At 63.0% G+C, this 12,904-nt stretch carries 10 protein-coding genes; 1 reads left to right on the forward strand and 9 read right to left on the reverse strand.

Going from position 1 to position 12,904, the window contains the following annotated elements:
* Window positions 1-126: 126 nt before the first annotated feature.
* The 9 genes from DNK06_RS14855 to dinG form a co-directional block, all read right to left on the reverse strand.
* Window positions 127-591, reverse strand: coding sequence for an outer membrane lipoprotein (locus DNK06_RS14855; RefSeq protein ID WP_131180766.1), 465 nt, complete (start codon window positions 589-591; stop codon window positions 127-129).
* A gap of 240 nt (window positions 592-831) precedes the next feature.
* On the reverse strand, window positions 832-1,974 hold the full coding sequence (locus DNK06_RS14860) for a glycerate kinase (protein WP_131180767.1): 1,143 nt from the start codon (window positions 1,972-1,974) through the stop codon (window positions 832-834).
* Between the two features lie 54 nt (window positions 1,975-2,028).
* Window positions 2,029-3,387 carry a GntP family permease gene (locus tag DNK06_RS14865; protein ID WP_131180768.1) on the reverse strand — a complete coding sequence of 453 codons (1,359 nt, stop codon included), beginning with the start codon at window positions 3,385-3,387 and terminating at the stop codon, window positions 2,029-2,031.
* A gap of 140 nt (window positions 3,388-3,527) precedes the next feature.
* Window positions 3,528-4,637, reverse strand: a complete 1,110-nt coding sequence (locus tag DNK06_RS14870) for a sugar diacid recognition domain-containing protein (protein WP_131180769.1) — start codon at window positions 4,635-4,637, stop codon at window positions 3,528-3,530.
* A 95-nt stretch (window positions 4,638-4,732) separates the two neighbouring features.
* The gene (gene pdxH / locus DNK06_RS14875) at window positions 4,733-5,380 is read right to left on the reverse strand and encodes a pyridoxamine 5'-phosphate oxidase (RefSeq protein ID WP_131180770.1); all 648 of its coding nucleotides are present in this window, start codon (window positions 5,378-5,380) and stop codon (window positions 4,733-4,735) included.
* 48 nt (window positions 5,381-5,428) lie between these two features.
* Window positions 5,429-6,130, reverse strand: a complete 702-nt coding sequence (locus DNK06_RS14880; RefSeq protein ID WP_131180771.1) for an OmpA family protein — start codon at window positions 6,128-6,130, stop codon at window positions 5,429-5,431.
* A 129-nt stretch (window positions 6,131-6,259) separates the two neighbouring features.
* Window positions 6,260-7,405, reverse strand: coding sequence for a serine hydrolase domain-containing protein (locus DNK06_RS14885; RefSeq protein ID WP_131180772.1), 1,146 nt, complete (start codon window positions 7,403-7,405; stop codon window positions 6,260-6,262).
* A 47-nt stretch (window positions 7,406-7,452) separates the two neighbouring features.
* A complete protein-coding gene (locus DNK06_RS14890; protein WP_131180886.1) occupies window positions 7,453-9,690 on the reverse strand; it encodes a beta-agarase in 2,238 nt (745 codons plus the stop codon).
* A gap of 333 nt (window positions 9,691-10,023) precedes the next feature.
* Window positions 10,024-12,168, reverse strand: a complete 2,145-nt coding sequence (gene dinG, locus DNK06_RS14895; RefSeq protein ID WP_131180773.1) for an ATP-dependent DNA helicase DinG — start codon at window positions 12,166-12,168, stop codon at window positions 10,024-10,026.
* 267 nt (window positions 12,169-12,435) lie between these two features.
* Between dinG and DNK06_RS14900 the strand changes: the two genes are divergently transcribed.
* The gene (locus tag DNK06_RS14900; RefSeq protein WP_131180774.1) at window positions 12,436-12,900 is read left to right on the forward strand and encodes a CopD family protein; all 465 of its coding nucleotides are present in this window, start codon (window positions 12,436-12,438) and stop codon (window positions 12,898-12,900) included.
* Window positions 12,901-12,904: the final 4 nt, after the last annotated feature.

Genomic DNA, 12,904 nt, shown 5'->3' on the forward strand with positions numbered 1-12,904 from the left:
AACAAAACCGAGCGCTCTAGGCTGGCCTTCACAGCGAATCACAGCCATGAAAAAGGCCGGGGCAGCAAGCTGATCCGGCCTTCGTACAGCAACACAAACAGAGCTCCGGGCGCTGTCAGCGGAGCATCAGTGAGTCACACGGCTGGTACCGTTGACGGTCATGATGCGCACCCGCTCACCGACGCGAAAGACCTGATTTTCCTCTACAGCCTGCACATAGGCACGCATGCTGCCGTCATCTTCACGCACGGTGATTTCAACGCCTTGAGTCCGCGTGATGCCTTCCTCGGCTGCAGCGCCCAGCAAACCACCGGCTACCGCACCGATCACCGCCGCCACGGCCGAGCCACGACCGCCACCGACACCACTACCCGCTACACCGCCGATCACCGCACCAGCACCGCCACCGATTGGTGTCTTGGTACCTTCGATCTTCACCGGACGCAGGGATTCGATGGTGCCCATGCGCACGGTCTGCACGGCACGCGCTTCATCGCGCGAATAGCTGTCGCCGGTCAGGCTCGATGCACAGCCGCCGAGGGTGAGAGTCGCTGCGGCAAACAGGACAACGAAAATACCAGGTTTATGCATGACGATTCTCCAGACTGGACTGATAACGCTATGACAGCACGGTCGCCAGGAAGCTCACTGTGATTGCCGATAAATTACGGCACTCGTTCAGCAGCCGTACAGGGGGCGACGCAGCCAACATCCTCATTCGCTGCAGTATAGACAGCGGCCAGTCATCATTGTCACCGCCCTGACACAGTGCATACAAGGCCCGAGCGCACAGTATCGAACCATGCGAAAGATCACCTTGCGGCGCCGCGATCAGTTGCGTGCAGCCTGCGCCAGGCGCCAGAACCTGGCGAGGTCGGCAGCACGCGCTTCCAGCTCCTGCGCCGCATGCGTGCAGGCATGCTCCAGGCTGATCGGCCCGGGAGCCAGGCTGAAAGAGGCTTCGATACCGGCCTCGCGCACCTGCTGATATCCCTCGCCGAGGCTACCGGCCAGGGCAATCACCGGAACGCCTTGAACCTGTGCCACCCGAGCTACGCCGACCGGGGTTTTGCCATGCAGGCTCTGGGCATCCAGCCGCCCTTCCCCGGTGATCACCAGATCGGCGCCGGTGACCGCCTCCGCGAGCCCGGACAACTCGGCGACCAGCTCGATACCCGGACGAAAGCGGGCGCCGAAAAAGACCTTGGCCGCAAAGCCCAGCCCGCCAGCAGCACCAACCCCGGGAAAGGTGCTGAAATCTTCGCCCAATGCTTCGCCGACCACTTCGGCCAGACGCGCAAGCGCGGCGTCCAGTTCCTTGACCTGCTCCGGGCTGGCGCCCTTCTGCGGGCCGAAGATCGCCGAGGCGCCACGCGGCCCACACAAGGGATTGTCGACATCCGCGGCTACCTCGACCTGCACGTCTTGCAGGCGCGTATCGAGCCCTTCCAGGTCGACCTTGTGCAGCGCGGCCAAGGCAGCGCCACCGGGGTGCAATTCATTACCATCAACATCGAGAAAACGCGCGCCCAGGGCCTGCAGCAGACCGCAGCCACCATCGTTGGTAGCGCTGCCACCGAGCCCCAGAATGATCCGCGTGGCACCGGCATCCAGCGCCGCCCGAATCAACTCTCCGGTGCCGTAGCTGCTGGTCACCCGGGCATCACGTTGCGCGCTCGGCACCCAGTGCAGACCGCTGGCTGCCGCCATCTCGATTACTGCGGTGCCATCGCCCAACCAGCCCCAGTGGGCCTGTACCGGCGTAGCCAAGGGGCCTTGCACACTCAGTTCACGACGCTCACCGCCAGTCGCCGCGAGCACGGCATCCACCGTGCCCTCGCCGCCGTCGGCCATGGGGCACAGCGCGATCTCGGCATCCGGGTAAACGGCGAGCCAGCCGCGGGCAATCGCCTGGGCAACGTCGGGCGCACTCAGGCTCTCCTTGAACGAATCAGGAGCGATGACGATTTTCATGGAAAGACCTCGATAGCAGCGGGACGCCACGAAGGCGTCCCGTAATACGGCGGATTACAGTAGCACCAGACTCAGCAGCCACACGGTGGTGATACCGACCAAGCCCTGGATCAGGGTGGCCATGGTCTGCGCACGGTAAGCAACGGCTACCGGCATGCGGCTGAACTGGGTCACCACCCAGAAGAAACTGTCGTTGGCGTGGGATACGGTCATACCACCGGCACCGATGGCCATCACGGTCAGTACGCGCCCCATCTCGCTATCCAACCCCAACTGGCCCAGGAGTGGCGCAACCATCGCCGAGGTGGTGACCAACGCAACAGTGGTGGAACCTTGGGCCGTTTTCAGAGCAGCAGCTACCAGAAACGGCATAAACAACCCAACGCCCAGTGCCGACAGGGTCGTACCCAGGTAGTTGCCCAGAGGGGTCGCACTGAGCACTGCACCGAATGCACCACCAGCACCAGTGATCAGAATGATAGGCGCGGCGGAGACGATGCCCTCGGAAACGCGGTCATGTAGATTCTGCCGCTTGCCTTTGCCCTTGAGCAGGGTACAGGCCAGCACCAGGCCCACCAGCAACGCCATGACTGGATGCCCCAGAAAGCCCAATACGCTGAGCAGTGCACCGTCACCCAGGGGCTTACTCGGGAATACGGCGATGGAACCCAGGCAGATCAGCAGAATCGGCACGAAAATAGGTGCAAAGGCCTGTGTGGCGCTCGGCAGCGTGCCGTATTTGGCCCTGAGGGTTGCGAAATCTTCATCTGCCGGCAGTGGCGTACCGTTATCTTCAAGGACGATGTCCTTGCCGATGAAGCGGTTGGCCCAGAACATACCAGCCAATGCCGTGACCAGCGCGACAACCAGGCCCACTGCGATCACCAGCCCCAGACTCGAACCCAACCCGAGGTTGCCAGCGGCGGCGATCGGCCCAGGGGTTGGCGGGACAAAGGTGTGGGTGGCATACAGACCCGTAGCCAGCGCCACACTCATGGCCACCACCGACACTTTCATGCGCGCGGCCAATGCATTTTTCAGCGAGTTGAGGATGACATAACCGGAGTCGCAGAACACCGGAATAGATACCAGGTAGCCAATGATCGACATAGTCAGCGTAGGAAAGCGCTCACCGAGCAGCTTGATCACGGTCTCCGCCATGGTGATGGCGGCACCACTGCGCTCGAGAATCACACCGATGATGGTACCGAGCACGATCACGATACCGATGTTGCCCAGGATGCCGCCAAAGCCGGTGGCGATGGTCTTGAGAATGTCCTGATGGGGCAGTTGGTAGGCAAAACCAGCGATCAGGGCAGCAGCTAATAATGCGAGAAAGGGGTGCAACTTGAGACGGGTGGTCGAGAGCACGATGAACGCGATCAATGCGACCAGGATCAGAACCAGAGCCATGCCGGTGTCCTCGTTGTTGTTATGGTGGGTGCCACTGCTGCGCATTGTCACTCAGCGGCATGCGGTGACACCCTGTTCACTCGCACAACCAACAGCGCAAACCACACGTCAGTTACTGTGCAAGCGCAACATGGGGATAGTTATCCGTTTGGCTCTATCAGCCCCAACCCCAGCGAAAGCTGCAGGCGGCGATCCAGACGCGTCAGCTCCACACCGCTGAGTTCGGCGATGCGTTCCAGACGATAGCGCAAGGTATTGCGGTGAATGCCCAGGGCCGCGGCACAGCTCTGCACCTGACCGTCATGGGCACACCAGGCTTCCAGGGTTTCCCGCAGCACACCGTTGCCGTCCTGGGCCAGCACCTGCTTCAGCGGTGCCAGCCAGCCTTGCAGCAACCAGCTGTTACGCTGGGCGTAGAGCAGGGTCGGCAGGCGATGCTCCTCCAGCGACACCAGGCGCTGCGATGGGTAGCGCGCCCGTGCGAAGGCCTGCAGATCGCGTAACGCCAGGCAGGCCTGACGCAATTGCCCGAGAGACTGTACCGGATCGCTGACCAGCAAGCGGGCCACACCCCAACCGCGCTCATCCGCACTTTCCAGCCAGTGGGCATCACCACGGCCTGCAGTCAGCGGCCTGCACCAGAGCAGCTCGCGCATGCCCAGTGGCGCACACAGGTGCTCGCTCTTGCCAGTCAAGACGCCGAGCAGACGCGCCTGCTGCGCCAGCGGCTCACCCTGCTCCTGCAATTCCAGCAGACACACCTGGCGTGGCCAGGCGAGCGCCAGGCCTTGGCGCTCGGCATCCGCCGCCAGCGTGCCGAGCGCAACCGCAGGGTCGAACAACTGGCGCAGCCAGGCGTCCAGCTGATGCCGCTGCCAATGCCGCTCGGCTTGCAACTGGCGCTGTTCGACCAGCATTTCCGCTGCCATGCGCACCAGCTCGGCATAGGGACGCACCACCTCGGGCGCACCGGTAATACCCAGCACACCGATCAGGTCGTCGTCATGCAACAACGGCAGGTTGACCCCGGGGCGCACGCCACGCAGACAGGTCGCGGCCTGCTCGTCGATTTCCACCACGCGGCGGTTGGCCAGCACCAGTTGCGCGCCTTCATGACGGGTATGCAGGCGCGCCGGATCGCCGCTGCCGATGATCATGCCCTGGGCGTCCATCACGTTGATGTTATACGGCAGAATGGCCATGGCTCGATCAACGATGTGCTGGGCCAGGGTGGAGTCGAGTTCGAGCATTACGCGGCCTCCGGAAAGGAAGCCGCCATTGTAGGCAGAATGAAGGAGGCGGCGACATGCCATGCGCCGCATCGGCGGCGAGGCATGCGGGCGACTCAGGGTGCCAGGCGCTGACGCAACCAGGCCTCGTCAGCGCGGCGATAATCGAGGCGATCGTGCAGGCGGCTGGAACGGCCTTGCCAGAACTCGATGCGCTCGGGTAGCAGACGATAACCGCCCCAATGCGGTGGGCACTCGGGCGCGTGGTCGGCAAAACGCCGTTCGGTCTGTGCCAGCAGTCCTTCCAGCTCGCCGCGATCACGGATCACCCGGCTCTGTGGCGAGGCCCAGGCCCCCAGGCGACTGCCCAGCGGGCGTACCTGGAAGTAGGCATCGGACTCGGCCACTGAAACCCGCTCCACTCGCCCCTCGATGCGCACCTGGCGCTCGAGGGTCGGCCAGAAGAAAGTCATCGCCGCGAAGGGATTGGCCTGCAGCTGCTCGCCTTTGGCGCTCTGATAATTGCTGAAGAAGGTGAAACCCTGTTCATCCAGCCCCTTGAGCAGCAGCACACGGCAGTGCGGACGACCATCGGCATCGACGGTCGCCAGGCTCATGGCGTTGGGCTCTACAGGAAGTTGCTCGGTTTTCACCGCATCGGCGAACCAGCGTCTGAACAGGGCGAAGGGCTCCAGCGGAGCCTGATCCTCGCTCAACCCGTCACGGGTGTAGTCACGGCGCATATCGGCCAGGGTCTGGGTCATGAGAGTGCTCTCGGAGGCGACAAAGGCCCTAGCTTAATGGCGTAGCTCTTATTTGGCTTGATCTGCGGCAACCACTTTCTTGGCGTCGGCCAGTTTGGTAGCACCCTTGCCAACAGGCTTGTCGGCGACGGCAACAGCGCTGGCCTCTACGGCGGCAGCCGGGGCTGGCTGGCTATATTGGGCGATCAGCGCCCTCAGGGTGTCCTGACGGGTCAGCATGATTTCCACCCGGCGATTCAGCTCACGGCCATTGGCACTGTCGTTGGCGGCGCGCGGCATATCCGGGCCCATGCCCTTGACCAGCAGGCGATCCTGCTTGAGGCCGCTGAGGCGGAAGATGGCGGTGAAGGCGCGGGCTCGCTCGTGGCTCAGCTCGCGATTGGTTTCCAGTGCGCCGCTGCTGTCCGCATGACCCAATACCAGAACACCGACCTTGTTGTCTTTTTCCAGCACCTTGGCAACGCGGGTGATCGGACCGAGGGTGACCGGTAGCAACATGCTCGGACGATCCGGGTTGAACGAACCCTTGACCGGCGCAGTGACGATCAGCAGGTTCTCGCGACGCTCCATTTCGAAATTGCTGTCCTTGATCGCCTCACGCAGCAGCGGCTCGTATTCATCCAACCAGGCCTGGGTAACCTCCGGCGGCGGCATCAACGCCGAATTGGGGTCTTCCTTCTTCTCGAACAGGGAGCAACCTGTCAACAGTACGCAAAGCGCCAGTGCGCAAGTCTTCTTGTAGGAAAGCATCGGTCATCCACATCTAATCGGTCGAAGTCACCCGGGTAACCCGGAGTCAGAAGCAAAGAATCCGCTCACCACCTGCTGCGTGAGAAACAGGCTCTAAAACCATACTGCGCAATAGTTTAGCCGCGATTCTTAAAAACACTCGCATAAGATACCTGCAAGTTTCTGTGCCCGCGGATCCATTAAGACGAACGGCCCCAGGTTATTCGTAACGAAACCCACGGCCACGTCACGCTGCGGGTCGGCAAAACCGGTGGAACCTCCCGCACCGGGGTGGCCAAAGGCCCCCGGCCCCATGCCGTAAGTGGCATTGGCCACGGCAGGCTGATCGAGCATGCAGCCGAGGCCGAAACGCGTCGAGGTCAATAGCGTCCTGTCCTCACCGACACTGTGCTCACGGGTGAGTTCAGCCAGCAGCTCGCTGTCGAGCAGGCTACCATCGAGCAAGCCGCTGTAGAAACCGGCAAGGCTGCGGGCATTTCCATGGCCATTGGCGGCAGGCTGCTGCATGCGTCGCCACTCCGGCTTGTTGGTGCTGGTCATGATCGAAGGCGGATTGGCGAACGCTCGGGTGGTCAGGGCCTGGGCGTCACTCATCATGGTCTTGAGCAGGCGCTGGGCCGCCGCATCGCCAACATTGCCCTTGCCACGACTGATGGTCGCCACACGGTGGAATTCTGCATCGTCAAGGCCGACATGGAAATCCAACCCCAGCGGTTTGGCGGTGCGTGCAACTATCGATTCACCCGGGCCACGACCCTCGATGCGCCGTAGCAACTCGCCAACCAGCCAGCCGAAGGTGATCGGCGCATAGCCATGCCCATCGCCGAGCGCCCACCAGGGTGCCTCTGCCGCCAGCGCGGTGGTCATGGTCTGCCAGTCATAGAGGGCTTCGGCCGGCAAGCTCTCACGTATCGCCGGCAGACCAGCCTGGTGGCTGAGCAGATGGCGCAAAGTGATGCGCTCCTTGCCCGCTGCTGCGAACTCCGGCCAGTAGCGAGCCACGGGCGCATCCAGCTCCAGCTTACCCTCTGCTACCAGTTGCAACGCCGTGACGGCGGTGAAGGGCTTGGTGCAGGAAAACAGGTTGAGGATGGTATCGCTGTGCCAGGCCTGCTGGCCGTCCTTGTCGGCGATACCGGCCCAGATATCCACCACGGTTTCGCCGCCGACCTGCACGCAGAGCGCAGCACCGCGCTCCTGGGGATCGTCGAAGAGTGCGGCAAAGGCGTCTTTCACCGCTTCGAACTTGAGGTCGAAGTAACCCTGAATCTGCACAAGCTGCTCCTGCGAGGGAAGCGCCAGACGCTGCTGGCGCTCGATGGTTAAGGTTTGGCCGCTGCGGCTGGTTCAAGCTCGGCTGCAGCGTCTTTGCCCGGCACTGCCTCGGGCTGCGGTTCCTTGGCTGCCTCCTTGAGCAGCAGAGGCGGCACGCTCAGGTTGGCCTTGCGCACCGCTTTGACGAAAGCGTCCCACGGTCTGTCGGTGATCGCCACCAGCCCCAGGTGACCGTTCTCGCCATCGAGCAGGCGCCCGGTTACCGGCTGATCGAGGTACTGGAACCAGTGCACACCGACGATCTGCGGCTCTTCCAGAGCCTTTGCCAGGAAGTGCGCATAGGCCGGGCCGCGCTCTTCTTCCTTGTACACCTCGGCCACGCCCCCCCAGAACGGGCCGCGATCACGGGAGCCGAAATGGAACTCTGTGACCAACAGTGGCTTGTCCAGCTTGCGCAGGGCTTCGAAATCGTAACCGTGCTGCGGTTCACGGGTGTAGAAGTTGAAGCTCAGCACGTCGCAATACTCGGCGCAGGCTTCCACCGCCTCGGGAATGCTGGCGGAGAAACGGCCACCGAGCAGCAGATGGTTCGGCGTGTGCCAGTCGAGGGAATCGGCGATGGTCTTGAAATAGGTATCGGCGAACAGACGCAGGAAACGCTTCATATCGCTTTCGATGGCCGGGTAAGCCGGGTTGATCGGCGGTGCCTGGAAGCCCGGATCCTCCATCAGTTCCCAGGCTTCCAGCTCGATGCCCCAGGCCTTGGACAGACCTTCCTGGTTGCGGTACTTGTCGCGCAACTGCTTGAGGAAGGCGCGTTTGGCCGGCACGTCAGTGGTCAGTCGCAGGGTCGCGTAGGCCAGGGTGTAGCGCGACAGCGGGTCTTCAGCCGGGCCGGCCCAGGCCAGTTCGTTGTCGGCGTAGTAGCCGATCACCCACGGATCGTCACGATGATCGCGGGTCGCGATGGCAATGGCGCGCTCGGCGGCCATGGCGAAACGCGGATCGAAGGGGTCGGGCATACCGCCCCACCAGTCGATGCCAGTGCTGATGGTGGCGTAGTCACCATGAATGGACAGCGGAATACTGTAAGGCATGCGTTTGTCGACGGCGAAATCGCTTTCGCTCCAGTTACCCAGGGTGTTGAAACCCCAGGCCTGCAGGCGATCTTGCGCACGATCGCGCCATACTTGCGGCTCCTGGGAGCCGTAGGTGCGCTGCAGGTTGGCACTGTAGAAGTCATACCAGCGGCCACTGGCGAAGGCGCGGCCGCGGTTGGCGCCGGTGTCGGCCTGGTTGTCGCTGCTGCCGTAGAAAGCAGCCAGCGGTTCACCCTCGACTGGCAGCGCACTGAACATCTTCTCACGGCCTTCGATATAGGTCTGGCTCTGCGCACCGGTCACGGTGTTCACACCCAGGGAATAGAAGGGGTTGCCCTCAGGGGTGATCAGGAACCAGCGCCCTGCCCGCTTTTCGGTACGGAAAAAGCCACTGGCCTCGAAGGACGAGCCACCGATCCAGCCGCCGTAATTGTCCTGCTTGGGCCGTTCGGCCTGCCAGGCGTGCAGTTGCTTGTCTTCCTGGGCAACGCCGTGGCGTAGCTGCTCATCGTTCTTGACCTTACCCGGCCAATCGCGGCGGGTGAACTGGCCATAGGTATCGACGATGCCACGGTAGGCTTCTTCCAGATCGGCGCTGCCACGCACACCGAAGCGCCCCAGCAGCAGATATTGGGCGGCTTGAGGGTTGGGAATCGAGAGCGTCACGGCAGTGACGTTAAGCGGATCGATCTCACCGTTCACGGTTTCCGCCAACAGCAGCAGGCGGCCGTCGTAACGCCAGGGCATCACGGCCCCGGCACGCATGCCCTGGGCACGCGGCGAAGTGGCGCCCAGCGGCACCAGCAGCGTCTGCGCGGGCCCGGCTGGCAGTGCGACCTGGGTAGTCAGGCGCTTGCCGTCGGCACTTTCGATGGTCACATCGACGGTCAGCGCCCAGTCCATGGCATTCTGCACGCGCAGGCTCATGGCGCTCGACGCCGACCAGTCCCAGCTACCGCTCTGCGGCTTCAGGCGCAAGGTCGGGCGTTCGCCCGGACTGAAGGTGGCGCGGCGCAGGATTTCGCCCTGCGCGGCACTTTCCGCCGTGACGCTAGGCAGGTAGGCGCCATCGCCAGTAATCTGCACGGCATCCAGCGGTCGCACGAAGTTGAACAGTTCCTGGCGATTCGCGGCACTGCCCATGGCGGGCAGACCGAGCAACGCGACCAGCGCCAGGCGCCCCATTGCCAGAGAGTGTCGAAGACGGGCTGCAGCGATGCACAATGACAGTGCTTTGGAAACCAGCCCCTCGGTGGATGCGTGCGCGTCGCATTGCCCCGAACGGTCGGCCGACAGCAGCCAGGTGTTGACCTTCAAGGCCCCTTCTCCCCGCAATTCGACGAATATGAATGGCCCGCAACAGTCCCGTCACGCGCCCTTTGCCACGCATCACGCGCGAAGCCGCAATAGTGCGCCAGATGGGGGCTCGACCGCAAAGCCCGCATGTCGTTTAAGGAGCGCTTCGACGCCTGTTGTCAACGCAGCGGAACCGGGGTCTGAAGGCTCGCAGAACGGCGCTCAGGAGATTTCCCGGCGAAACGGTGGCAGCGCATTGAGAATCGCCTTGCCGTAACGCTGGGTAACCACCCGCCGATCCAGCAGGGTGATGGTGCCGCGATCCGCTTCGGTGCGCAGCAGACGCCCGCACGCCTGAACCAGGCGCAGTGAGGCGTCGGGCACGGAGATCTCCATGAACGGATTGCCGCCACGGGCTTCGATCCACTCTGCCAGGGCGGCCTCTACGGGGTCATCCGGTACGGCGAAGGGAATCTTGGCGATCACCACGTGCTCGCAGTAGGCGCCAGGCAGGTCGACACCCTCGGCGAAACTGGCAAGGCCGAACAACACGCTTTCCTCGCCACTGTCGACCCGTGCCTTGTGCTTGTTGAGGGTTTCCTGCTTGGACAGATTGCCCTGGATGAACACCCGCTTGCGCCAGTCACGTTCCAGGCCATCGAACACGTCCTGCATCTGCCGGCGCGAAGAAAACAGCACCAGCGTGCCCCGCGAACCCTGCACCAGCCCCGGCAACTCGCGAATGATCGCCGCGGTGTGCTCAGCGGCGTTGCGTGGGTCGGCCTTCAGATCCGGCACCCGCAACACGCCGGCGTCGGCATGATGGAAGGGGCTCGGCACTACCGCAGTAACGGCCACCTTCGGCAGCCCGGCACGCATACGGTAGCGGTCGAAGGTTCCCAGGGCGGTCAGCGTCGCCGAAGTCACCAGGGCACCATAGGCCACGTTCCACAAATTGCGCCGCAGGGTCTCGGCGGCGAGAATCGGGCTGGCATTGACCTCGATATCGAACAACGCGCCACTCTCGGCAAGAGTCAGCCAGCGCGCCATCGGCGGGCTGTCTTCCGGGTCTTCGCTGGTAAAGGCCAGCCACAGTTCCCAGGTGCCCTGAGCCCGCGCCAGCAGACTGCCGAACAGCGGGTACCACTCTTCGGCCTGATGGCTGGCGATGCCGATACTGGTCTCACCGTCCATGGCTTCCTTGAGCTTTTCGGTCACACCGGTGAACAGATCGGTGAGTTTGGAAAAGCCCTTCTTGAGTTCCAGCCCCAGCTCGATCAGATGCTCGGGTACCACGCCACCGATAAAACGATGGCGCGGTCGCTCGCGGCCCTCCATGTCCTCGCCCGGTTTGAAGTCGGCAACCTGCTCACAGGCGCTGAACATGAACTGCTGATGGGTCTTGAGCTCACGCGCCAGCTCCGGCACCTGCTCGATCAGCCGACCGAGATCGCCAGGCAGGGGATGCTGGGCCAGAAGCTTGCTAAGGTTCTTGGCGATCTGCTCCAGCCAGTCGGCGGTGGAGCGCAGCCGGGTGAAGTGGGCGAAATGGCCGATGGCCTTGTCCGGCAGATGGTGGCCTTCGTCGAACACATAAAGTGTGTCGCGCGGATCGGGCAGCACCGCGCCGCCGCCAAGGGCGAGATCCGCCAGCACCATATCGTGGTTGGTGACGATCACGTCGACCTTGCCCATGCCTTCACGCGCCTTGTAGAAGGCGCACTGTCCAAAGTTCGGGCAGTGCCGGCTGGTGCACTGGCTGTGATCGGTGGTCAGTTGCGCCCAGCGGCTGTCTTCCAGTTCCTGGGGCCAGCTGTCACGGTCACCGTCCCATTTATTACCGGCGAGTTTCTCGATCATGCTGGTGAAGAGCTTCTGTCCCTCCTCGTCCACGTCGATACGAAAGCCTTCTTCCTCGAACAACTGAGCGGTGGAACTCTGCGCCTGACCTTCCTGCAACAGCACGTCAAGCTTGGACAGACACATGTAGCGCCCGCGGCCCTTGGCCAGCGCGAAGCTGAAACTGAGGCCACTGTTGCGCATCAGATCCGGCAGATCCTTGTGCACGATCTGCTCTTGCAGGGCCACGGTGGCCGTGGCGATCACCAGGCGCTTACCCGCCGCCTTGGCGATAGGGATGGCCGCCATGCTGTAAGCCACCGTCTTGCCGGTACCGGTGCCAGCCTCCACCGCAACCACAGCAGGTTCGCCCAGGCGGCGCTCCTCGTCGTCGGTCTTGATGGTACCAAGCACCTTGGCTATTTCAGCGATCATCAGGCGCTGCCCATAGCGCGGCTTGAGCCCCTTGGACTCGAGAAAACGGGAATAGGCGCCCTGGATCTGGGATTTGAGTTCGGTACTGAGCATGAAGAACTTAGGCTAAAAAGGCTGGATATATTTTCAGTGTTTGCAAACGGCCGCTATCATAACGCGCCAATCGCCTGCGCGCTGACTCGCTTGCCGAAACCGGATGAAGAGCAGCGCCTGGCCAGACTTTCTGAAACCTGATCAGCGCATTGCGCAGCCGTGAGGACGGCGAAGAAATGGAGTTCACGAACCGGCTCGTCCCGCCGGGGAGGCACAGGTGTGCACCAACCAACGCAGCATGATCAGGTCTGTAACCGGAGTGTGTGAATGCAACCTTATTCCCTCGTCTACACCCTGCACCTGCTCGCCGCGCTGATCTGGGTCGGCGGCATGTTCTTCGCCTGGATGGTGTTGCGGCCTGCGGCAACGAGCACGCTGCAGGCCCCTGAACGGCTGACGCTGTGGCTGGACGTGTTTCGCCGCTTCTTTGTCTGGGTGTGGGTCGCCGTTCTGCTGCTGCCGATCAGCGGGGTCGGCATGCTGCATATGGGCTTCAGCGGGTTCGATGGCGCACCGCGCTACGTGCACGTGATGATGGCTCTGTACCTGGCGATGCTGGCGCTGTTCCTACGCATCCAGGCCTTGCAGCTACCGGCTTTGCGCCGCGCTGTGGACGCTCAGGACTGGCCGGCCGGAGGCGCCGTGCTGGGCCATATCCGCCGGCTGGTCGCAATCAACCTGTTGCTGGGGCTGGCGGTAGTGGCGATCGCGGCAGCCCGCCCCAGTCTCTAGGCCA

The sequence above is a fragment of the Phytopseudomonas daroniae genome (assembly GCF_004327285.1).
Lineage (GTDB): Bacteria > Pseudomonadota > Gammaproteobacteria > Pseudomonadales > Pseudomonadaceae > Aquipseudomonas > Aquipseudomonas daroniae.

Bases quoted from the DNA above. Each gene is read 5' to 3' on its own strand.
- DNK06_RS14855 (WP_131180766.1), bottom strand. From the start codon at position 591: ATGCATAAACCTGGTATTTTCGTTGTCCTGTTTGCCGCAGCGACTCTC.
- DNK06_RS14860 (WP_131180767.1), bottom strand. From the start codon at position 1,974: ATGAAAATCGTCATCGCTCCTGATTCGTTCAAGGAGAGCCTGAGTGCG.
- DNK06_RS14865 (WP_131180768.1), bottom strand. From the start codon at position 3,387: ATGGCTCTGGTTCTGATCCTGGTCGCATTGATCGCGTTCATCGTGCTC.
- DNK06_RS14870 (WP_131180769.1), bottom strand. From the start codon at position 4,637: ATGCTCGAACTCGACTCCACCCTGGCCCAGCACATCGTTGATCGAGCC.
- pdxH (WP_131180770.1), bottom strand. From the start codon at position 5,380: ATGACCCAGACCCTGGCCGATATGCGCCGTGACTACACCCGTGACGGG.
- DNK06_RS14880 (WP_131180771.1), bottom strand. From the start codon at position 6,130: ATGCTTTCCTACAAGAAGACTTGCGCACTGGCGCTTTGCGTACTGTTG.
- DNK06_RS14890 (WP_131180886.1), bottom strand. From the start codon at position 9,690: ATGGGGCGCCTGGCGCTGGTCGCGTTGCTCGGTCTGCCCGCCATGGGC.
- dinG (WP_131180773.1), bottom strand. From the start codon at position 12,168: ATGCTCAGTACCGAACTCAAATCCCAGATCCAGGGCGCCTATTCCCGT.
- DNK06_RS14900 (WP_131180774.1), top strand. From the start codon at position 12,436: ATGCAACCTTATTCCCTCGTCTACACCCTGCACCTGCTCGCCGCGCTG.